Source organism: Flavobacterium sp. U410, assembly GCF_053570605.1.
On sequence record NZ_JBSEFI010000011.1, the window covers coordinates 58156 to 80044 of the forward strand.

Genomic DNA, 21889 nt, shown 5'->3' on the forward strand with positions numbered 1-21889 from the left:
TTTGCATACGCAAACTTTTTGTTAATTGCGATTTCATGTTATTCTTCGTAAGTGATTACTATTTTATGAAATATTAAATCAACATTATCTTGCCAATTATCTGAAGTAAGATGTAAATAATAGTAATTATTTAAGTTATCTATAGTATAACTTAAATTGGTTGCATTTAACATCTGAAGTGAATACGAAGGATCTGTGTTATCTGTGTCAAACTCTAAAATTGGGACATTATTTAGTGTTGAATTAGTTGAATATATACCTGCTTTAAAGCCTGTTGAAATACTCATATCAAAATACATAAATTGTACAGCTATAATTTTTGAATTGTGAGGTAAATTAATTGGAGCATTAACTTTAACTGAGTTTCCAGAATCCATTAAATATCTAAAAAGACCATCATAATTAGGTGGATAAAAGCCAAATTCTGGACTTGTAAATTCTGCACCACTAATACTCAAATACTTAGTCTGTACTGGTTTTCTTTGTAATTGACCATTAGCATCAGCAATTACTTCTCTAGAACCTGTTCCTGCTAAATCAGCTAGTTTTAATCCGTTTTGGTTTATTTCGCCTTGATAACCATCCACATAAAATTTTATGTTATTATTTAAGGTAATATATTGCACATCATCAGCTACTTCTCTTGCTGTTTCAGCTCCTTTTGCATAAGGAACCGCTTTAAAAAACTCGTCTGATAAGGTTACAAAACCGCTTCCGGAATCGGCTTCGATTTTTAGTTTTAAATTAATGGTATCAAAATAAACAATCGATAAATTATTAATCAATGGAGTTCCTTCACCAATATTCGCATTAATAAATCCATTAGCATCAGTAGTTACATTATGCTGTTCACTAAAAATGGGCGTTCCGTTTTGTGTGATACTAAATTTAAGCGTAACATTAGTATTGACCAGCACATTTCCAGAATTATCTGTAATAATTCCAGACCAAGCAATTGCTTTATTTGCAGTTTGAGCAAAACTAAAAGTTGCTATAAAAAGTGTAAAAAGTAGAATAATTTTTTTCATTTTCTTAATTATTAAATATTTTTATAGGTGTATGTCACTTTGTAACTTACATTGTTAGAAGTATTTACAAAATCACTTTGAATAACAAAACCTTCTGTATCATACTGATTTGTAAATGGATATAAAGTTTGCGTATTATCATCAAAAATTGCATTTACAGGATAAATAGATTGAAAAAACATTTCTGTATGTGTAAATTGCATTGCATTAATTAGCGTTGGCATGTATTCTTTACTTGCAACGTTGTAAAGCGGACCTTTTTTATTAGTATCGAAGCTATAGTCAAAAACATTACTATAATATGTTCTTCTTGAAACATCATTTAAATTATTAACGTAAAAATTTAAACCTATGTCACTTGAAGAATAGGAATTGTAGTTTGCATCGTGATTGAATACTATAATTTCATCATAAAATGCATCGTGATATTTTCTTAAAACATTTCCATTGTAAGAATATGTTATTGTAGAAACATCACCATTCGTTCGAACCGAACTTTTTGGAATACCATTTTCATAAGTAAAAGTGATGTTCTTAAGGTTTGGATTGATTAAAGTTGAATGGGTTATTTTAGAAATTCTCTTGTCACTATCATATTCATACATTAATGTATTACTACTAAGACTATTAGATCCTGATTCTTCGACTTTTATTTTATCTATAACTTTAACCTGAATAATTTGTGGTTGTGGTTGGTCATCATCATTGGAACAAGAGAATGATAATATAGCTAAGCATAATAAGAATATTTTTTTCATTGTTAGATGTTTTTATAGGTATATGAAATTGTATAGTTTGTAGAATTATTATTATCCATAAAATCACTTTGAATTACAAAACCATCTGTATCGTACTGATTCGTAAATGGAATAAAAACAGCATTATTATTATCAAAATAACCATTAACTGGGTAAATGGATTGAAAGAACATTTTATTATTTACAAATCTTAAAGCCTGAATGGTGGCAGACATGAAGTTCTTGTTAGGTAAATTATAAAAAGGCCCTTTTTTCCCTGTATCATCGTAACTATAATCTAAAATATTGGTATTATACTGTTTAGAAGTTATATCCCAAAGAGTATTGATTGCAAAATAATGTTCACAAGTTGATGTGTAGATATTGGTAGGTTGGTCAAAAGTAAATGTACACGTTATATCAGTATCAACTATTTCTAGCTTTTTTAAAATTTCACCTTCAAATACAAATTTTTTAAATCCATCATTACATGATTTTGGTACACCATTGTCATACTCAAGATCTATAGCATTATCTATTTCTCCATTATCTAAAAAATCTATTTTAGAAATTAGCTTTTGATCATCATATTCATACTTTAACTCATACAGTTCGGTCCCATTATTATCTGTTATTTCCAACTTAATTGTATCAATAACCTTAATTTTTTGTGGTTGATTATCATCATTTTTTGAACACGATAACGATATCATGGCAATACATAAGAAGAGTATTTTTTTCATAATCATTTTTTTATAGTTTAATAAATTAGCTTCGCTGATTTGTGCTTCGTTCGGCATAGCTCAAATTTTAAATTTGGCTCTGCGCTTACTGTTGCACAAATTCAACACGTCTGTTTTGGGCTTTTTCTGAAGCATTTGCATTTTTATTTAAAGGCACGCTTTCTCCTTTCCCATCTGTAGTTAATCGATTTGTATCTATTCCAAATTCATTTACCAAAGCTCTCTTTACCGATTCTGCTCTTTTTTGAGATAAGATTAAATTATCGGTATCTTTTCCATCACTATCAGTATGCCCTACAATTTTAATGTTGCCTTCGATAGATTGAATGCTTTCTGCAATTTGTTTTAAGATTGCGTAAGAATTTGGACGAATAACATCAGAATTAACATCAAAGAAGATGTTTTGAGTAACAAACTTCTTTTTAGCCATTATATCGCTTTTAGGATTTGCATTACCAGTAGCTAAGCGAATGTTGGAAAAATTCATTTTAAATGCATCTACAAAATAAATATCATGTTGGAAGGTTAAATAATATTCTTTATTACTTAAAAAGAATTCTTCATTGTCCATTATTTTTTCCTTATTTACCCAAGCTGATAACTTATTTCCAGTTCTTTTTAGACTAATTCTAGCATAATTATTATCTAATTCGGGTTGCCAAGTATAAAAGTTGATACCTTCTTTCGTTTTTACAACTACTCCATCCGATTTTACTGAATATTGTGCCAAACCTGTTTTAGGTATTTGACTAACTGGACTTAAATCTAACCCACTACTTATATCAAAATTGGGATCTTCTAATCTTCCTGCTTGTTTTTTTTCAACAAAACGTACACTTAAAGTACCTGTTTCTTTATTAGGCGTATAAACATCAAATTCTAAGGTAAAATCGTTTGGTAAAGTTTTTAAAGCTACAGGAAAAAATGTCCCACCATCATTCAATTCAAGCCAGTTTTTACCTTCTAGATTTCTAACATTTAATCGTTCATTATCATAAGCTTTCCATCTACTTTTAGAACCATCAGCAAAATCTTCGAAGAAAATAATTTTCTCTGCAGGCACAAATTCAAAATCTTTATAAGCAGAGTAATCTGTATTACCCCCTTCATCTGTTTTAGTTATTGGTGGATCATAACTTTGAGAATTTGAAGCACTCGTATCGTTATTTTTATCTTTCTTCTTTTTGTCTTTCTTTTTAAAAATATTAGAAATCTTTTCTTCTACTTTATCGAGTGTCTTGTCAACGGTGTCTCCTCCTTTTTGTTCGCCTCTGTCATACGTTTTATCCTTAGCCGTTTTCAATACTCGTCCTCCTACGGTCTCTTGTGCTGACAGATTTAAAGATGTACAAAACAGAATTCCTGCTATCAATACTTTTTTCATAATTGTTCCTTTTTATTGTTTGATTTGTTGGTTAGTGCCAAAAAATGAAAAAGGTAAACATCAGTTGAAAAAAAAATTTTAAATTGGCTATGTTTACTTTTTACTAATTCAAAACACTAATGCATAAATCGCATCAATTGGTAAATTCTCTAAAGAAAGGCGACGAACGAACAATTGCCTCTATTTATAATGATAACCGAAATGGTTTCGTATTATTTGCTTCTCGTTACGAGATTAGCAAAGAAGATATTATCGATATTTATCAAGATGCCATTATTGTTTTATGCGAAAATGCCAAGAAAGGATTGCTCGATAATTTACAGAGTAACATCAGTACGTATTTGTACAGCATTGGGAAATACATGATTTTTCATAAACTCAAAAAGGATGGAAAAAATAGTATAAAAGAAGAATTAATACCGGATGCTATTGATTGGGACTTTTATGAAGAAGAACAAGAAAATGTAGAAGTTCAGCTTTTACAAAACGCTTGGAGCAAACTGGGAGAACAATGTAAAAAAGTACTACAGCTTTTTTACTATGAAGAAAAAAAATTAGATGAAATTATGGAGATTTTGGCTTATACAAACAAAGATGTTTTAAAAAGTCAGAAGTCGAGATGTTTAAAACAACTTAAAGATTTAACAACTTCAAAAGATGGATAAAGAAACGCTATTAGTGCAGTATTTTGAAGGAACTTTAACTGATGCTGAAAGAGCTTTGTTTGCCGAAAAACTAGAAAGTGATGCTGAATTTAAAGCTGAATTTGAGTTTCAGAAAAATGTAAAAGCTGCTATACAATTAGAAGAGCGCAAAAAATTAAAAGCTAAATTAAAAGTATTAGAAAACCAAAGAACACCTAAAAAAACCAAAAAATATTCTGTTCGTTGGCTTTCAATTGCAGCAAGTTTTATCGTTTTTATTTCTATTGGTTATTGGTTATTTATGAGCCAAAACTCAAATGATTCCTTGTATAAAAATTATTACGAAACATTTCCGAATGTAGAGGCTCCTGTGGTTCGTGGTTCGGTTTCTAATGATATTAAATCAGAAGCTTTTTATGCGTATGACAGCAAGCAGTATGACGAAGCTTTGCGTTTATTCTCAGAAATTTTTGAACAGGATAAAGATGATTATGCTTTATTTTACAAAGGTTTATCCTTAATGGAATTAGAACGATTTCCAGAAGCCGTTACGGTTTTTGAAGGATACCAAACTAAACCAAATAGTGCGTTTAATAGTTATGTAAAATGGTATTTAGCCTTGAGTTATCTTAAAAAAAATGAAACAGTTAAGAGCAAAGTTTTAATACAAGAACTCGCAAAAAGTGAAAATCCGTTCCAAAATCAAGCAAAAGAATTGTTACGCGATTTAGAATAATATTTTAGATACAAAACAGAGGTAAGAATTAAAACCGCAAGTCCGCCTAAAATCCAATACCAATAAGAAAAATTGGGTTCGCAAATAGGAGCAACATCGCCGTTAATGATAAATCCGGCCCAAAAATAAGGATGATTTTTTAACGGATTTTGTTGTATAAACTCTTGTTTTGCCAATGCTAAAGCTTCATCTTTGGGCATACCATTCTTCAGATTTTCATAAAACAAAATCATGATTTCCGAAGTTTCTTTGTCAGGAACTTGCCATAAACTTACCACCGAACTTTTAACTCCGGCATACGTAAATGCTCTAGCTAAACTCATGATGCCTTCTCCTTTTACCAATTCGCCATTTCCGGTATCACAAGCACTTAATACTAATAAATCTGCTGGAATGTAATAGTTATATAATTCCGAAAAATAAAGCGGTTGATTATTGGAAAACAACAAGTATGATTGTGAAAAATCGTCTTCATATAAAAACGAATGCATGGCAAAATGATAGACATTAAACGATTGGTTAGTATTCAGAAAATTCTCCTTTGTAGCCTTTTCATTCTGAAAAGAAGTTCCGTTAAATAATGTACAAATTGCTTCCGATTCTTGTTGGGCAAATGGTAAATTTTGTACTTTTTGATTGTTAAACCAAGTGTTTTCATCATAATTTGGAGCAAAACTTGCCAATGCTAATTTCGTTTTATTAGTTCCTTGTTTTTTACTCAGCAACCACATTGGAAACGAATAATAATAAGAAATGGCTTTGAATGAATCTTTTGGAGACGTATTTAAAACTGCTTCAAATGGAATATAATTCAAGAAATTATCAGGAATAATAGCAAGTTTCTCTGTTTGTAATTCCTTTGGGAAAAGGATACTTTTTAATTGCGTAGTTTGTTCTTTAACTAGCGAATTTGGTCGTTTTATTTCTTTTACCCAACTCAAAACTAATGGTTTAATTTCCGTAACTAAACCAAGTGAATAAACTTCTAATTGTCCTGATGTTACACATAAACCATAAACTTGTTCATCAGCAACATAGAATTTCCAAACATGTTCCTTTTCCTTAAGCTTTTTTTGAATAGTTACCATATCAAAATCGGCATCAACTTGCATGAAATTAGGATATTTTAGCTTTAACTCTTTTTTAATGGCATCAATTTCTAAAGCTAAATTCTCAACCTTTTTTCTAGTATTTTTATCCGTTTCTTGAATTAAACCTTCGTAATAAATTTTTTCGTTTTGTAATTGTTCTAATTCGCTGTAAAGTTCCGCTAGTTTTGTGTTTTCTAGTAAAATTTTCTTTTGGACTTCTTTAAACAGATGTTGTGATACATTACGTTCGATTAAATTCAGCAGCGTAACTTTTTTACTTAAAGTAGTTTCTTTTTGGCTGCAAACAAAAAGTAAGGTTTCTGTAATTTTATCTTGAAGACGACTCAACGTTGCATTATACTCGCCATTTTTATAGTACTCTTGGAACATTAACGAAGCAATTGTGGCTAGTTTTTCTGCTTTTTGCAAATCTTTTAATTGTTGTGTCGCTTGATATTTCTTTTTAAAAATTAAGGAAGACGAAGCAAAAATGTTGATATAATGGTGCGAATTCAATTCTTTTACTTTCGCTACATCAAGTGTTAAAATAGAGGCTTCTTTTTTCAAAAATTGAGTAGAAATTTCCGATACAATTTGTTCTACAATTTTTGCAGCTTCTACATGTTGATGCAAACCTGAAAGGTTAAGTGCTTTAATGGTTTCAATAGAATATTTACTGGAATTAAATGGTGGAAATTCAAAATTTTGTAAAGCCAAATCACAATGTTTTTTACCTTTTTCAAACTCTTGTAAATAATAAAAAATGGAACCTAATAATGCATTGGCTTTCATTTCATAAAACGGAAGTTTAAATTGTTTTCCTTGTTTTTGAAGTTCTTTTAAGTATTTGATAGCATTTGTATACTCTTTGTTTTCATAATATTTATAAGTGAATGCATCGTAACACGACATATAGTAAGCAATATCTTCCTGTTGTTCAGTTCCAACGGTTTTAGAAATTTTTTTATAAAATGCTTCTAATTTCTGATGAGCATCTTCGAATAAATTACTCTTTAATTTTTCCAAAATCTGCATTTTATCATAAATTCTACGGGCATAATTTAGATTTTCAGATTCAATTTTAGAAGGATTAGCAAGTAGCTTTTTATAAAAAACATCGAACTTAGAATAGATGCGATACGATTCTTTATGATCACCATAATTAGAAACATAATAATACCAGTCGTTATAAGCAGTCAGATAATTTTGCAAACTGTATTTTTGTGTCTTGTCCATTAAGGCAATTGCCTTTTCAGTATACGCTATTTCATATTTTTGATTGTGAATGTCTGAATAATAAAAAGAAAGTTCTAAATAAATATTCGCTAATTTTTCAGGATAAAACTGCTCTAAATAAGTTTTATATTTTTGAATAATTTTTTTATAAGCTTCAATGATTTCGAAACTTTTTCCTTGAGGCATTAATGTCTTTATCTCCGTTTCATAAAAACGAATTTCTTTATTGATTGCAAGAGTATCTTTTTGGGCAAAGCAAAAATTAAATGAAAGCAAAAAAAGAATCAGTAAGCAAATGGAGCTTTTTAAAAAGGTATTAAAATTCTTTAAAGTAAAGAAATTCATTTGCTTTCAACAGTTTAGAGATAATAAAAAAGAGATTACAAAATTGTAATCTCTTTTCAAATGTAGTCTTTTTCAATCTTAGTTGAAAAAATATTTCAAGCCAAACAATACATTTCCTTTGGGCATCGGAATCATTCCGGCCTCAATATATTCGGCATTAAAAATATTATTAGCATACATAGACCATTCCATCGCTTTAAGTCTATAACTTACATTGGCATCATACACATTATAACTCATTCCGGCTGTGCGTTCCACATAACGATACGCAAAAGTAGTATTCAATCCTTTTAACCAATTGAGCATTATACTTCCGGTAAATTGATGTTTCATGGAATTAATAGCATATTGTGAAAAATTGGCATCGCTTTGCTTAATATCATTATCCAAATACGAATAGCCCAAATGCAATTTTTGTTTCAATTCTTTAATCTTAAATTGATAATCTAATTGCGATTCAAAACCTTGAGTCGTTACACTCTGAATATTTTGTGCTTGCCAAGCATCTGTTTCTGCTGCTCTAACATAATCAATCAAATTATCGGCTTCACGATTAAATACCGCAAAAGTCCAATTGAATCTATTGTGCAACCATTTGATACCTACTTCTTCCGCCACAGCTTTTTCGGCTTGTAAATTAGGATTGCTAATCGTTGTTGGCGAAGTATAGTACAAATTAGTATACGTTGGCACTCGATACGTGTAACCTGCATTGGCGTACGCTCTAATATTCTCTGTGATTTTTACGCCCAAATCAATTCCCGGAAACACCTGATTATCAAAATCTGAAAAATACGAAGCAGCAATTCCTGGAGTAACATCTAATAAATTATTGAAAAACTGAAAACGATGTTCTAAAAATAGGGTTCCAATTTCTCTTTGGTTGTCGCCCAAACGATTACTGGAAATATAATATTTAGAAAATTCCACACCAAAACCGGTAATTCCTAATTTAGATTGGTACGAACCGTTAACTTCTGCAGCCATTTTATTGGTAATATGCAAATTTCGATACGCTGACGGATTGTTTCTAACATATAAATATTCGTCTTGATTTCTTTTCCAATACACTCTTGGTTTCCAAGTCCAATTTCCACTTTTAATTGTTGTTGAAAAACCAATTAAACTCGCTTGTGTTTCTTCATATTGTTCTGTTGCCGAAGCTATTCCGTAAAAACCATTGGCACCAAATTTTCTTTCGCTAAACGAAGTGATGAAATCTATTGGTAATTTGTTCTTGTTGAACTGACTTTTTACAAAAACATTCGTGTTGTCAAAATCTGTATTGTCACGATAGCCTTCCGAAAAGTTTTTGCTAACGTGAATCAAATGACTTGAGTTTTCCTGATTGATGGTTCCGGTAACTTCACCTAAAAACTGATGGAACGAACCGCCTTGGATTTTGGTTACCAATGAATTTTCGGGAGCATCTTTGGTCACAATATTAATGGCACCGTTGAAAGCATTCTGTCCAAAAATACGAGCTGCCGGTCCTTTGATTACTTCAATTCGTTTAATTACTTCAACAGGCAAAGCCAAATTCATCGTGTGATGTCCGGTTTGTGCGTCATCTACCTTTATTCCGTCAATCAACAATAAAGTTTGATCGAAACTTCCGCCTCTAATGTATAAATCCGATTGCATTCCGCTTACACCTTGACGACGCACATCAATTCCGGCAACTTGTTGCAAAGCATCAGCAACATTGGTCACTCCTAATTTTTGAATGTCTTCGGCTGTTACAATTTGAATGGTTCGTGAATTCTCTTTGAAAGGCAAATCAATTCGCGAAGAACTCACGACCACTTCTTTTAAAGTATCCATTTTAGGTTGCTCTTGTGCTGTGGTTAATAGCGAGCATAAAGCTAATGGCAGTAAAATATATTTCTGTTTCATATATCTCTTGTTGTATTTTCATTTTTTAACGTTTCAAAATTCGTAACTTTCCGGACTATTAAAGTAGTCCAGTTTAAAAATGAAAGATAGTCCGGTTAATGCTTTTTTAAAAGAAGCTATTTCTTTCGAAAAGAATAGTGAAACAGCGGTTTACATTCAAATTGCGCAGCAAATGAGCAATGCCATTCAACGAGGCTATCTTACGAAAGGAACGGCTTTACCCGGAACCCGTGTTTTTAGTCAGTTGTTACACATTCATAGAAATACCGCCGTTGCCGTTTATGACGAATTAGCATCGCAAGGTTGGATTGAAATTCTTCCGAATAAAGGAAGCTTTGTATTGGTTCCCGAACAAAAAACAAGTTCAATTAAAGCCAAGCACAACAGTTTGCAACAAGTTAATGATTATGCATCAAAAACAGGATTTCCGTTTCAACCTTCTTTTCACTTGGCTTCGACAAACGAAAATTCGACAACTAAATATAATTTAAATGACGGACAGCCCGACTTGAGATTGCATCCTACTCACCATTTTTCTAAATGGTATAGCGCTTCTATGAAACGGAAAAATTTGGTCACCAAATGGAACCAAAATGCTACCTTTCATTCCGCTTTTGAAATCCAACTCTGTAATTACTTAAATGCAACGAGAGGTTTTCACATTCAACCTCACAATGTCATGAATACGCGCAGCACAGAAATGAGTTTATATATCGTTTCTCAACTGCTGATTCGCCCAAAAGATGTCGTTCTCGTTGGAAATTTGAGTCATTACGCCGCAAATATGACGTTTCAACAAGCAGGTGCAACGATAAAAACCATTCCGGTTGATGAAAATGGATTGGATATTGATTATATCGCCAAAAATTTTATGAAGAATTCGATTCGTTGTGTTTACGTATCTTCAAACCGACATTATCCAACGACAAACACGCTGAATGCCGAACGTCGTTTGCAATTATTGGAATTAGCTAAAAACTATCAGTTTGCCATTATTGAAGATGATTATGATTATGATTTCCAATACGAAGGCATCGCTAAACTTCCTTTGGCGAGTTCTGATACCGAAGGCATGGTGATCTATTTGGGAAAATTGGGACAATCTTTATTTCCAAGTTTTCAAACCGGATTTGTTGTAGCGCCTGAAAACTTAATTTTGGAAGCCAAAAACTATCTGCAACTGCTAGACAAACAAGGCGATTTGATTCAGGAACAAATGCTCTCGGAATTGATTGCTGAAGGCGAAATTCATCGTTTGCTCAAGAAGAATATTCTCATCTATAAACAACGAAGGGATTTTCTTTGCGACTGTTTGAATACTTATTTTGGGAAAAATATTTATTGGGAAAAACCCAAAGGAGGATTGGCCATTTGGATACAATTTGAACCCAAACTTTCGTTGATACAATTGGCAGAACAAGCTAAAAAAGAAGATGTATTGCTACCGAAAACTATTTTATATCAAGACAAAGAGACTTGCGCTATTCGCTTGGGTTTTGGTCATTTGAATAAAGAAGAGATAAAAACTGTTGTTTCAGCTTTAAAAAAGGCTTATGACAAAATAACTTTGGGATAAATTATTAGTAACTTTGGTAAAGAAAACGGAATTTAATCATTTATCATGAAAAAACAATTTGTTCTTATACTCATAGGTTTAGTCTTAGTTTTAGTCGGAATTGCGCTAAAATTAAAATTTGTTGCTTATGCAGATAGTATTATTTTAGCCGGAGTGGGCTGTGAAATTGTCTTTTTAGTACTGACCATTAAGAAAGCAATGAGAGAACGATTTAAAAAATAAACTAACTAGAAATAAAAAATCCTATCTGAAGTTCAGATAGGATTTTTTTATTGACTTATGTTGAAGCTTAGTCCGCTAAAACAATAATTTTATTGTCTTGTAACTCAATGGTTCCGGAATTAATAGGTAACCAGTAGTTTTGCTCATTAACTTTAGTGAATTTAGAAACAAACTCTTTTTGAATTTTAAAGTTTTGAGCGTTGATTTTTACGTTTCCTTTTGTTAATAACGACACAATAGGGGCGTGATTATTTAACATTTGGAATTCACCATTTACTCCAGGAACCGCTACCGCAGTAACTTCTCCTTTAAATAATGTTGCTTCTGGTGATACTATTTCTAAAATCATACTTTTCTAATTGATAATTAATAATTGACAATGGATAATTAATTGTCAACTATCAATTGTTAATTGTACATTGATTACGCTTCTGCTAACATTTTCTCTCCAGCTTCGATAGCTTCTTCGATAGTACCTTTAAGGTTGAAAGCTGCTTCCGGTAAGTGATCTAATTCACCATCCATAATCATGTTGAAACCTTTGATAGTATCTTTAATATCTACTAATACCCCAGGGATACCCGTAAATTGTTCTGCAACGTGGAAAGGTTGAGATAAGAAACGTTGTACACGACGTGCTCTAGCTACAGCTAATTTATCATCTTCTGATAATTCTTCCATACCTAAAATCGCGATAATATCTTGTAATTCTTTGTAACGTTGTAAAATCTCTTTTACTCTTTGTGCACAAGCATAGTGCTCTTTACCTAAAATTTCCGGAGTTAAGATACGAGAAGTAGAATCTAATGGATCTACCGCAGGATAAATACCTAACTCAGCAATTTTACGAGACAATACTGTTGTAGCATCTAAGTGAGCGAAAGTTGTAGCTGGCGCCGGGTCAGTTAAGTCATCCGCAGGCACATATACCGCTTGTACTGAAGTAATTGATCCTCTTTTTGTTGAAGTAATACGCTCTTGCATCGCCCCCATCTCAGTAGCCAATGTTGGTTGGTAACCTACCGCTGATGGCATACGTCCTAATAACGCTGATACCTCAGAACCTGCTTGTGTAAAACGGAAGATATTATCAACGAAGAATAATACGTCTTTACCTTGATCTTCACCGGCACCATCACGGAAATATTCAGCAATAGTTAAACCTGATAAAGCAACACGAGCACGAGCTCCTGGTGGTTCATTCATCTGACCGAAAACGAAAGTAGCTTTAGAATCTTTCATTCCGTTTTTGTCAACTTTAGTTAAATCCCATCCTCCATTTTCCATAGAGTGCATGAAATCTTCACCATATTTAATAATACCAGACTCTAACATCTCTCTTAAAAGGTCATTTCCTTCACGAGTTCTTTCACCTACTCCGGCGAAAACTGATAAACCTCCGTGACCTTTTGCAATATTGTTAATCAACTCCTGAATTAATACTGTTTTACCTACTCCGGCACCACCGAATAAACCAATTTTACCTCCTTTTGCATAAGGCTCAATTAAGTCGATTACTTTAATCCCTGTAAATAAAACTTCTGTTGAAGTTGATAATTCATCAAATTTTGGCGCTGGTCTGTGAATTGGCAAACCATTAGCACCTTCTTTAGGTAAATTACCTAAACCATCGATAGCATCACCAATTACATTAAATAAACGTCCGAAAACTTCTTGACCAACCGGCATTTGAATTGCAGCACCAGTAGCTACAACTTCAGTCCCTCTTGACAAACCGTCAGTAGAGTCCATTGAAATTGTACGAACAGTATCTTCACCAATATGTGATTGTACTTCTAAAACTAATTTAGAACCATCAGCTTTAGCGATTTCTAATGAATCATAAATTTTAGGAAGCTCAGCATTTTCAGTGTCGAACACTACATCTACAACTGGCCCAATAATTTTTGCAACTTTTCCTGTGAATTTAGACATTGCTTATGTATTTATTTAATAGCTATTTACCTAACGAAAAACACTTCTGTTTTTCAGAGTGCAAAGATAGTTTTTTTAAAAACAATTATACAATTTATTTTTTGTGTTTTTTAAGATAAAAATAGAAAAATAAGCAAATTTGGTATAGTTCGTATTTTCAAGGCTTTAAAATAAACGATAACGTTATAGTCAAAACTACCAATTCTTCGGTTTTGTATTTTGATTTTCAAGCATAAAAAAGCGAAACCTAAAGTTTCGCTTTTTTTATTCTACTGTTACTGATTTTGCTAAATTTCTAGGTTGATCTACATTACAACCTCTCATTACTGCAATATGGTAAGAAAGCAACTGAAGCGGAATTGTTGTTAACAATGGTGTTAAAGCTTCATTTGTTTCTGGAATTTCAATTACGTGATCGGCTAATTCCTTTACCTGAACATCTCCTTTTGTTACAACAGCTATAATTTTACCACTTCTTGACTTAATTTCTTGAATGTTACTTACCACTTTATCATAATGTCCTTTGTTAGGTGCAATTACAATAACCGGCATCGATTCGTCAATCAAGGCAATTGGTCCGTGTTTCATTTCCGCAGCCGGATAACCTTCCGCATGAATATATGAAATCTCTTTTAACTTTAATGCTCCTTCTAAAGCCACAGGGAAATTATATCCTCTACCTAAATACAAACAATTTGTGGCATCTTTATAAATAGACGCTACTTCTTTAGCTACGTCATTACTCTTCAACGCTTCTTCCACTTTTTGAGGAATCAATTCTAATTCTAACAAATATCTTTGGTAATCAGAATTAGCCATACTTCCATTAGCTTTTGCCAGACGCAACGCAATTAAAGTCAATACTGTGATTTGAGTTGTAAACGCTTTTGTTGACGCTACTCCAATTTCCGGCCCGGCATGCGTGTAAGCTCCGGCATGTGTTTCTCTAGAAATTGAAGAACCAACCACATTACAAACTCCGAAAACAAATGCTCCTTTTTCTTTAGCCAATTTAATTGCTGCCAAAGTATCTGCTGTTTCACCAGACTGCGAAATAGCAATTACAACGTCGTCCTTTGTAATGATGGGATTACGATAACGGAATTCCGAAGCATACTCTACTTCAACCGGAATTCTGGCAAACTCTTCTATTACATATTCTGCTACTAACCCGGCATGCCAAGAAGTTCCACAAGCTACAATAATAATTCTGTTTGCATTAAGGAATTTTTCCAAATTATCTTCAACACCAGCCATTTGTACTATTCCTTTATTAGACAACAAACGACCACGATAGGTATCTTTGATTACACTTGGCTGCTCATAGATTTCTTTAAGCATAAAATGCTCATATCCCCCTTTTTCGATTTGCTCTAAATTCATCTGAAGTTCCTGAACATAGGGATCTACTTCTGAATCATCTTTAATTTTATGAACTTTAAGTGGTTTATTTAAACGAACAATGGCCATTTCTTCATCTTCTAAATAAATAGCATTAGCCGTATATTCAATAAAAGGAGAAGCATCTGAAGCAATGAAAAATTCGTCTTCTCCAATACCAATCGCTAAAGGAGAACCCAGACGAGCCACAACAATTTCATTAGGCTTTTGCCTATCCATTACAGCAATTGCATAAGCTCCAACGACTTGTGTCAACGCTATTTGAACTGCTTTCCCTAACTTAACATTTTCCTTTTTCTTTACGTCTTCAATAAGATTTACTAAAACTTCTGTATCAGTATCTGATTTGAAAGTATAGCCTCTTTTGATTAACTCTTTTTTTATAGGTTCATAATTTTCAATAATTCCATTATGGATAATAACCAAATCTCCGGAATTAGAAAAATGAGGATGGGAATTCACATCGTTTGGTACACCATGAGTTGCCCAACGCGTATGACCTAAACCGATCTGCCCTTGTTGTGTGCCTTCTTTTTCTGCTTTAGCTTCAAGATCAGAAACTTTTCCTTTTGTTTTAGAAAGTTTTAAATCTTGACCATCATAAAGCACAATTCCAGCACTATCGTACCCTCTATATTCAAGACGTTTTAGTCCTTTTATTAATATAGGATAGGCATCTCTATGACCAATATATCCAACGATTCCACACATAGCAATAAAAAATTAGTTAGAGTTAGGTTTTGTATAATAAATTTCGAGCTTCATTCTTTTAGAATCATCCGTATGATTTACACCATATATAACAGTTCCTAATGGATTCATTATATTAGCTAACGGGACTTTATCGATAGTATTTACTGAACTTGCCAAAGGTAATGTTGATGGAAGATTACCTATAGCATTCATTAGACTATAATTAGACACATTATTTATTGTTTCTGTTACTACTAAACCTAAACGAATATTTTTTAGAGCATCTTCGTCTTCGGTTTGCATTAAATTATTGAAATAATGCAAAAGTCTAAATCTATAAACTCTACCTTCTTTTGTTGTCTCACTAATTTCATCTTGCTCTATAATCCCCCCTAAAAGATATTTATTAAATTTAGCATCTGTAGCCGTAGTAGAATCATAGGTATAATCCAATAAAACAGTATTCGCATTTGCATCGAATAAATAAAGTCGTAGAGGCTCTTCTCCTAAATCATAACCATCATTTAATGTAGTGCCTTCTGTATTAATTTTATTATTTTTATTAGCAATCGTCAATGTAAGAATTACGTCATTGATAAGCCAGCCACTATTTCTAAGTTCTTCTAGTTTATCAGGAATTTCATTATTATTAGCATCATCATCATTACCAAAAAGATCAATATAAGCAACCGAACCATCACCTCCTTTTAAATATAACAAATCATCATTCGCATTTTGAGACGTTAATGCTGACTGATAGTTTCCACTTGTTGCTGTGGATGTATTATTATCAAAGAAATTAACCGTATTTCCTGCTAAATTAATCTGAATTTCACTTTTTATAAATTCTGAACTTGAATCGTACTTAGTATGGAATTGCATTACGATATATCCACTTGAAAAATCAAGCATTGCCAATGCTCCTCCAGAATTTTGTGTTACTTGAAAATACAACCCTCTAAAATATTCTTTAAAATTATTGTTATTAAACAAGTTCTCTGACGTAGCATTTTGAAGAATTTTCTCCTCAAAAAATTCTTTATTTAAGTTAATCCACATACCAGGCTCTAGTCTTTCTTTAACTACTCTAGTATCAGGGTCTGTTGTAATATTACCACCAGAATCAAGATAATTTCCGTCATCATCTGTTTCATAGATTATAATTTCACTCCTAGAAAACTTAAACTGAGTATTTTGGTTAGAAGACGCACCTGAAAAAACATTTAGAGGCCCTGAATCTAAATTTAAATGATTCTCTATCAATGCCTTTTCACTTGAATAATACTTTTGCGCTTGTGTCGGATCTAAAGGATCATAACTTTGTAAAAGATATTTACTTTCATAAATTTTTAAATCAAAACTTTCGCTTAAATTTCCATGAATTGAATCCAAAGAATAGGTATTATTACCATCAGTATCCGTGTCTTCTAAAGTACTAAAATAAGGGATGTATAAGTACACAGAATCTGTTGCTTGAATTTCAGCTTCTTCAAAAAAATTAGGGTTAGTATTTTCTAATTCTAACTGAGTTACAAAATGTGCTGTAGTGGTACCAAAAACCGGATCTTGAAAAACACCTAGAGCATTCAATGGCATATTATTTGACTGCACAGGACCTGTAGCTCTTGTGAAAGCTGTAATTTTATTCCATTCCTCTTTATCAAACTGGTAATTCCCGTCACCAATTAAATCTGCCCCAACAGTACTAAAGTCTTTATCACATGAAACCAACGACAATAGTCCAAAACCTAAAAGTCCAAATATTTTCTTTTTCTTCATTCTTGATTTTCAAATAATTTAAAATAAATTCTTTCTGACAAAATCAACATACAAATCACTAATTTTATCTTTAGGAGCGAAAGGTAAAAAAGGTTTACCCGAAGTTTCTATATATTTTGTTAAATTTAAATCTAAGCCTTCGGAGCCTATAATAACCGCATCTGAATGATCGATCGTCAACTTCATCAGATTTTCATAAGAAGGTGTTTCTACCGTATGTAAAGCATCATCAGCTATAGTATCAAAAGCCAATTTATTTTTAAAATTACTATCTAATATTCCTTCAAATCCAGTATTGTATACAGATGTTATAATTTTAGTATCTGCAAAAATACCTTCATTTTTGTAATAGTGCTTCAAATAAACCGGCAACAATCCGGCCAACCATCCTTGAACATGGATTACATCAGGCACCCAATTCAGTTTTTTTACTGTCTCCACGACACCTTTTGCAAAAAAGATAGCTCTTTCGTCATTATCCGGATAAAAATTACCTTCCTCATCAGAAAATGTTGCTTTTCTTTTGAAATATTCATCATTATCAATAAAATAGACTTGAATTCTTTCTTTAGGAATTGAAGCAACTTTTATAATCAAAGGCATATCCATGTCATTCACCACTAAATTCATTCCTGAAAGTCTGATTACCTCATGTAATTGATGTCTCCTTTCGTTAATATTTCCATATCTCGGCATGAAAATTCGTATTTGCCCTCCTAAATCATTAATCATTTTAGGAAACTCATACGATTGTATTGAAACTTCATTTTCCGCCAAATAAGGCACTACTTCAGATGATACATATAATATCCTCTTATCTTTCATAATATTTTGTTTATCAAATTGCTCTCAAAAAACATGCAAAATTACAAAATTTTATGGACTTATCTATTAAAATAGTAAGTTTGCACTGCAAACACAATATTTACGCAATGTTTATTTTTAACGATAAGGATTCTTTAGAAGCTTTTCTGAGTCCTTTAATCAATCAAAAAAAGACCATTGGACTTGTTCCTACGATGGGAGCACTTCATGAAGGCCATCAATCCTTAATACAGCAATCCGTTAATGAAAACCAAATAACAATTGTTAGTATTTTTGTCAATCCCACACAGTTTAACAACGCTGAAGATCTAGAAAAATATCCTCGAACTTTAGAACGTGATGTTACTAAAATCAAAGAAATAAGTGATTTGATTCTTGTTTACGCACCAACTGTTGAAGATATTTATGGCAACAATCCTGTTGCTAAACAATACGACTTTGACGGACTGGAACAACAAATGGAAGGCAAACAGCGCCCAGGTCATTTTGACGGCGTTGGCACAATAATCACTAAATTATTTGCTATTGTCAAGCCAACAAATGCTTATTTCGGAGAGAAAGATTTTCAACAACTACAAATCATTAAAAAGTTAGTCGATAAAAACAGTCTTCCTGTAAACATTATTGGTTGTCCTATTTTTAGAGCCGAGAGCGGGCTTGCCATGAGTTCCAGAAACGAGAGACTTTCGGATGAAGCCAAAAACAAAGCCGCGTTTATTTACAAAACCTTACAAGACGCTAAAAATAAATTCCAGACAGAACCGGCAAAAGATGTAATTGATTTTGTTTACACTACATTTAAAAATAACCCTGATTTTGAATTAGAATACTTTGAAATAGCCGATGAAGAAACGCTACTTTCTTGTACAGAAAAAGAGACCCATAAAAAATACAGGGGCTTTATTACGGTCTTTATTGAAAATGTAAGATTGATTGATAACATCGCTTTGTATTAAGAAAAAATCAAAAAAAGGTTTCTTTTTGCATTTTAGTTAAAAAATTGCCTAATTTATCACAAGATAATTACCTTTGCACCATGCAAATTCAAGTAGTAAAATCGAAAATTCACAGAGTAACTGTTACCGGCGCTGATTTAAATTACATCGGTAGTATTACTATTGATGAAGCTTTATTAGAGGCTTCTAATATTATTGAAGGTGAAAAAGTTCAAATTGTTAACATTAACAATGGTGAGCGCTTAGAAACTTACGCTATTAAAGGCCCGAGAAATTCAGGTGAAATCACGTTGAATGGTCCGGCTGCTCGTAAGGTTCATCGTGGTGATATTGTTATCATCATTTCTTATGGATTAATGGATTTTGAAGAGGCAAAATCTTTCAAACCTACTATTGTTTTCCCTAATGAGAAAGACAATTCTTTAACTTAAAGTTTGAAGCAATTCAAAAAAATAGCTAGTATATTACTCCCAATATTCTTGGGAGTAATTTTAGTTATATACGAATTCAACAAATTTACTGACAGCCAAATTGAGCAAATGAAAAGCTCTATATATGGTGTCAATTATTATTTTATTTTTATCTCAGGTATTTTATCTTTATTAGGTTACATTTTAAGAGCTTATCGCTGGAAGTACACCTTGGAATACATTGGTTACAAGGCAGACTTTAAATTTAATTTAACCGCAGTAAGCATCGCTTATTTTCTGAATTTAACTATTCCGCGTTCAGGAGAGATTTCAAGAGCCGCATTATTAACAAAATATAAAGGAGTTCCTTTTGACAAAGGCTTTGGCACTATCATATCTGAACGAATAATTGATTTCATTGTTTTACTTTTATTTATTGCTACAGCCGTTTTAATTGAATTCAACACTTTAAAAGACTTTCTTTTAGAATATATTCCTTTGCAATCTTTAATCATTCTTGCAACCATAGGGATATCGCTAGGAATATTGGGCATCTACTTACTTATTTATTCTAAATGGAAAGTAATTCTTGCTATTAAAGAAAAAATTTCCGGATTAACCGAAGGCATGTTAAGTGTTTTTAAAATGCCTCACAAATGGATGTTTCTTTTTCAAACTGCTCTAATTTGGTTAACCTACATATTAATGTTCTATTCTGTAGTTTTTGCCTTAGAAGAAACTCGAATGATATCCTTTAATGCTGTTATTGTAGCTTTTGTAATAGGAAGTTTAACTGTAGCTTTTACCAATGGCGGTTTTGGCTTTTTTCCTGTTCTGATCGCTAAAATTTTATTGCTTTATCAAGTGCCTGAAGTTGCAGGACAAGCTTTTGGTTGGGTATCTTGGACTTCTCAAATCATCATTACTATATTATTAGGAGGAATTGCCTTTTTAATTTTGTCAACTTTTACAAAAAAAGAAATTAATTAGTATCTTGGCTTTTTAATTTCTGTAAAAATAATTCCTATGAGAACAGTCCTTTTGTTTTTATTATCATTTATCACATCTGTCGGTTTTTCACAAACATTTAGAGAGACTTTAAATTCTAAAAAGCTAGGCGAAGAACGCGAATTCAACGTAGTTCTACCTTCCGGATATGAACAAAATGTAGATAAAAAATATCCTATTTTAGTTGTTTTAGATGGTGATTATTTAGCAAGCCCTTTCACAGGAACTTTAAAATACAGCTCTTATTGGGATGATTTACCGGAAATGATTGTGGTTTCTGTTATGCAAAACGGAGATAAACGCTTTCAAGACAGTGAATATGACGAAACTGGTTTACCATCAGGTACCGGCGCTAACTTCTTCGAATTTATTGGCTTTGAATTATTACCTTATGTAGAAGAAAAATACAGAACCCAACCATTTAGAATTATTGCCGGGCATGACACTACTGCGGGATTTTTAAATTTCTATTTATATAAAGACAATCCTATATTCAACGGTTATATTTCATTGGCTCCGGAATTTGCTCCGGAAATGGAAAAAAGAGTTGCCGAGCGTTTAGCAGTAATCACAAAACCTATTTTTTACTATCAAGCTTCCGGAGAAAGTGATTTAAAAGATTTACTGGAGCGTGCTGCTACTTTAGATCAAAATGTTAACGCTATTACTAACAAAAACTTCAAATATCGTTCAGATCTTATAAAAGGAGCTTCGCATTATTCCTTAGTTCCGCAAGCTATTCCACAAGCCTTATACTTTATTTTTGACGGTTACCAACCTATTTCTATGGTTGAATTCCAAGAAAAAATCTTAAAATTAGATTCTGGTTACACCCAATATTTGATTGACAAATACAAAAATTTAGAAGAAAAATTAGGCATCAAATTACAACCTCGTTTAACTGATTTCAAAGCGATTGAAGCGGCTATTATTAAGAACAAAGCCTATCCTGAATTACAAGAACTTTCAAAATATGCTGAAAAACAATATCCAAAAACTACTTTAAGCGTTTACCACCAAGCCTTGTATTATGAAAAAATGGGGGAATTCAAAAAAGCAGTTAAAGAATATAAAAAAGCTTTTTCAAGAGAGCCTATCAGAGAGTTAACCAAAGATTTTATGCTTTCCAGAGCAGACAGTTTGAAAAATAAAGAGGACGAATCTAAAGTTGAAGAATATGCGGATCCAATTCCGGAGGAAGGCACAACTGAAGAAGGTACTGAGAAAAAAGAAGGAGAATAATA

At 32.3% G+C, this 21889-nt stretch carries 19 protein-coding genes; 8 read left to right on the forward strand and 11 right to left on the reverse strand.

Annotation, left to right across the window (positions count from 1 at the left end):
* Window positions 1–38 precede the first annotated feature (38 nt).
* The 4 genes from ACUSJC_RS08870 to ACUSJC_RS08885 are packed head-to-tail and all read right to left on the reverse strand — an operon-like array spanning window position 39 to window position 3892.
* On the reverse strand, window positions 39–1028 hold the full coding sequence (locus tag ACUSJC_RS08870) for a hypothetical protein (protein ID WP_449269214.1): 990 nt from the start codon (window positions 1026–1028) through the stop codon (window positions 39–41).
* 11 nt (window positions 1029–1039) lie between these two features.
* Window positions 1040–1786 (reverse strand): hypothetical protein, encoded by a 747-nt coding sequence (locus tag ACUSJC_RS08875; protein ID WP_449269215.1) that lies wholly within the window; start codon window positions 1784–1786, stop codon window positions 1040–1042.
* 2 nt (window positions 1787–1788) lie between these two features.
* Entirely contained in the window at window positions 1789–2565 is a 777-nt protein-coding gene (locus tag ACUSJC_RS08880; RefSeq protein WP_449269216.1) for a hypothetical protein, read from the reverse strand.
* A 28-nt stretch (window positions 2566–2593) separates the two neighbouring features.
* A complete protein-coding gene (locus ACUSJC_RS08885; RefSeq protein WP_449269217.1) occupies window positions 2594–3892 on the reverse strand; it encodes an OmpA family protein in 1299 nt (432 codons plus the stop codon).
* 119 nt (window positions 3893–4011) lie between these two features.
* On the opposite strand from ACUSJC_RS08885, the gene ACUSJC_RS08890 reads away from it, so the two are divergent.
* A complete protein-coding gene (locus tag ACUSJC_RS08890) occupies window positions 4012–4557 on the forward strand; it encodes an RNA polymerase sigma factor (protein WP_449269218.1) in 546 nt (181 codons plus the stop codon).
* Window positions 4550–5272: a hypothetical protein gene (locus ACUSJC_RS08895; RefSeq protein ID WP_449269219.1), complete on the forward strand. Its 723-nt coding sequence runs from the start codon at window positions 4550–4552 to the stop codon at window positions 5270–5272. Before ACUSJC_RS08890 ends, ACUSJC_RS08895 begins: the two co-directional genes overlap by 8 nt.
* Here the strand turns inward: ACUSJC_RS08895 and ACUSJC_RS08900 are convergent.
* Together ACUSJC_RS08900 and ACUSJC_RS08905 are read right to left on the reverse strand one after the other, a co-directional pair.
* Window positions 5239–7785 (reverse strand): CHAT domain-containing protein, encoded by a 2547-nt coding sequence (locus tag ACUSJC_RS08900; protein ID WP_449269220.1) that lies wholly within the window; start codon window positions 7783–7785, stop codon window positions 5239–5241. The genes ACUSJC_RS08895 and ACUSJC_RS08900 overlap by 34 nt on opposite strands.
* Window positions 7786–8022: 237 nt before the next feature.
* Complete coding sequence (locus ACUSJC_RS08905) at window positions 8023–9840, reverse strand: TonB-dependent receptor plug domain-containing protein (RefSeq protein ID WP_449269221.1); 1818 nt, start codon at window positions 9838–9840, stop codon at window positions 8023–8025.
* A 79-nt stretch (window positions 9841–9919) separates the two neighbouring features.
* Here ACUSJC_RS08905 and ACUSJC_RS08910 point away from each other — a divergent pair, with 79 nt between their 5' ends.
* Together ACUSJC_RS08910 and ACUSJC_RS08915 are read left to right on the forward strand one after the other, a co-directional pair.
* On the forward strand, window positions 9920–11416 hold the full coding sequence (locus tag ACUSJC_RS08910) for an aminotransferase-like domain-containing protein (RefSeq protein ID WP_449269222.1): 1497 nt from the start codon (window positions 9920–9922) through the stop codon (window positions 11414–11416).
* Window positions 11417–11461: 45 nt separating this feature from the next.
* Window positions 11462–11638, forward strand: coding sequence for a hypothetical protein (locus ACUSJC_RS08915; RefSeq protein ID WP_449269223.1), 177 nt, complete (start codon window positions 11462–11464; stop codon window positions 11636–11638).
* A 67-nt stretch (window positions 11639–11705) separates the two neighbouring features.
* Here the strand turns inward: ACUSJC_RS08915 and ACUSJC_RS08920 are convergent, their stop codons facing one another.
* The 5 genes from ACUSJC_RS08920 to ACUSJC_RS08940 form a co-directional block, all read right to left on the reverse strand.
* Window positions 11706–11987, reverse strand: coding sequence for a F0F1 ATP synthase subunit epsilon (locus tag ACUSJC_RS08920; protein WP_449269224.1), 282 nt, complete (start codon window positions 11985–11987; stop codon window positions 11706–11708).
* 74 nt (window positions 11988–12061) lie between these two features.
* Window positions 12062–13573: a F0F1 ATP synthase subunit beta gene (gene atpD, locus ACUSJC_RS08925; RefSeq protein WP_449269225.1), complete on the reverse strand. Its 1512-nt coding sequence runs from the start codon at window positions 13571–13573 to the stop codon at window positions 12062–12064.
* Window positions 13574–13837: 264 nt separating this feature from the next.
* Window positions 13838–15685 carry a glutamine--fructose-6-phosphate transaminase (isomerizing) gene (gene glmS / locus ACUSJC_RS08930; RefSeq protein ID WP_449269226.1) on the reverse strand — a complete coding sequence of 616 codons (1848 nt, stop codon included), beginning with the start codon at window positions 15683–15685 and terminating at the stop codon, window positions 13838–13840.
* A gap of 12 nt (window positions 15686–15697) precedes the next feature.
* On the reverse strand, window positions 15698–17446 hold the full coding sequence (locus ACUSJC_RS08935) for a DUF4270 domain-containing protein (RefSeq protein ID WP_449269227.1): 1749 nt from the start codon (window positions 17444–17446) through the stop codon (window positions 15698–15700).
* An 18-nt stretch (window positions 17447–17464) separates the two neighbouring features.
* Window positions 17465–18271 carry a glycogen/starch synthase gene (locus ACUSJC_RS08940; protein ID WP_449269228.1) on the reverse strand — a complete coding sequence of 269 codons (807 nt, stop codon included), beginning with the start codon at window positions 18269–18271 and terminating at the stop codon, window positions 17465–17467.
* 107 nt (window positions 18272–18378) lie between these two features.
* On the opposite strand from ACUSJC_RS08940, the gene panC reads away from it, so the two are divergent.
* From panC to ACUSJC_RS08960, 4 genes are all read left to right on the forward strand, one after another.
* On the forward strand, window positions 18379–19227 hold the full coding sequence (gene panC / locus ACUSJC_RS08945; RefSeq protein ID WP_449269229.1) for a pantoate--beta-alanine ligase: 849 nt from the start codon (window positions 18379–18381) through the stop codon (window positions 19225–19227).
* Between the two features lie 80 nt (window positions 19228–19307).
* Window positions 19308–19658, forward strand: coding sequence for an aspartate 1-decarboxylase (gene panD / locus ACUSJC_RS08950; RefSeq protein ID WP_449269266.1), 351 nt, complete (start codon window positions 19308–19310; stop codon window positions 19656–19658).
* A gap of 48 nt (window positions 19659–19706) precedes the next feature.
* On the forward strand, window positions 19707–20627 hold the full coding sequence (locus ACUSJC_RS08955; RefSeq protein WP_449269230.1) for a lysylphosphatidylglycerol synthase transmembrane domain-containing protein: 921 nt from the start codon (window positions 19707–19709) through the stop codon (window positions 20625–20627).
* Between the two features lie 36 nt (window positions 20628–20663).
* The gene (locus tag ACUSJC_RS08960; protein WP_449269231.1) at window positions 20664–21887 is read left to right on the forward strand and encodes an alpha/beta hydrolase; all 1224 of its coding nucleotides are present in this window, start codon (window positions 20664–20666) and stop codon (window positions 21885–21887) included.
* Window positions 21888–21889: the final 2 nt, after the last annotated feature.

Bases quoted from the DNA above. Each gene is read 5' to 3' on its own strand.
- ACUSJC_RS08880 (WP_449269216.1), bottom strand. From the start codon at position 2,565: ATGCCGAACGAAGCACAAATCAGCGAAGCTAATTTATTAAACTATAAA.
- ACUSJC_RS08905 (WP_449269221.1), bottom strand. From the start codon at position 9,840: ATGAAACAGAAATATATTTTACTGCCATTAGCTTTATGCTCGCTATTA.
- panC (WP_449269229.1), top strand. From the start codon at position 18,379: ATGTTTATTTTTAACGATAAGGATTCTTTAGAAGCTTTTCTGAGTCCT.
- ACUSJC_RS08935 (WP_449269227.1), bottom strand. From the start codon at position 17,446: ATGAAGAAAAAGAAAATATTTGGACTTTTAGGTTTTGGACTATTGTCG.
- panD (WP_449269266.1), top strand. From the start codon at position 19,308: ATGCAAATTCAAGTAGTAAAATCGAAAATTCACAGAGTAACTGTTACC.
- ACUSJC_RS08885 (WP_449269217.1), bottom strand. From the start codon at position 3,892: ATGAAAAAAGTATTGATAGCAGGAATTCTGTTTTGTACATCTTTAAAT.
- ACUSJC_RS08940 (WP_449269228.1), bottom strand. From the start codon at position 18,271: ATGAAAGATAAGAGGATATTATATGTATCATCTGAAGTAGTGCCTTAT.
- ACUSJC_RS08895 (WP_449269219.1), top strand. From the start codon at position 4,550: ATGGATAAAGAAACGCTATTAGTGCAGTATTTTGAAGGAACTTTAACT.
- ACUSJC_RS08910 (WP_449269222.1), top strand. From the start codon at position 9,920: ATGAAAGATAGTCCGGTTAATGCTTTTTTAAAAGAAGCTATTTCTTTC.
- ACUSJC_RS08900 (WP_449269220.1), bottom strand. From the start codon at position 7,785: ATGCCTCAAGGAAAAAGTTTCGAAATCATTGAAGCTTATAAAAAAATT.
- ACUSJC_RS08870 (WP_449269214.1), bottom strand. From the start codon at position 1,028: ATGAAAAAAATTATTCTACTTTTTACACTTTTTATAGCAACTTTTAGT.
- glmS (WP_449269226.1), bottom strand. From the start codon at position 15,685: ATGTGTGGAATCGTTGGATATATTGGTCATAGAGATGCCTATCCTATA.
- ACUSJC_RS08890 (WP_449269218.1), top strand. From the start codon at position 4,012: ATGCATAAATCGCATCAATTGGTAAATTCTCTAAAGAAAGGCGACGAA.
- ACUSJC_RS08960 (WP_449269231.1), top strand. From the start codon at position 20,664: ATGAGAACAGTCCTTTTGTTTTTATTATCATTTATCACATCTGTCGGT.
- atpD (WP_449269225.1), bottom strand. From the start codon at position 13,573: ATGTCTAAATTCACAGGAAAAGTTGCAAAAATTATTGGGCCAGTTGTA.
- ACUSJC_RS08915 (WP_449269223.1), top strand. From the start codon at position 11,462: ATGAAAAAACAATTTGTTCTTATACTCATAGGTTTAGTCTTAGTTTTA.
- ACUSJC_RS08875 (WP_449269215.1), bottom strand. From the start codon at position 1,786: ATGAAAAAAATATTCTTATTATGCTTAGCTATATTATCATTCTCTTGT.
- ACUSJC_RS08920 (WP_449269224.1), bottom strand. From the start codon at position 11,987: ATGATTTTAGAAATAGTATCACCAGAAGCAACATTATTTAAAGGAGAA.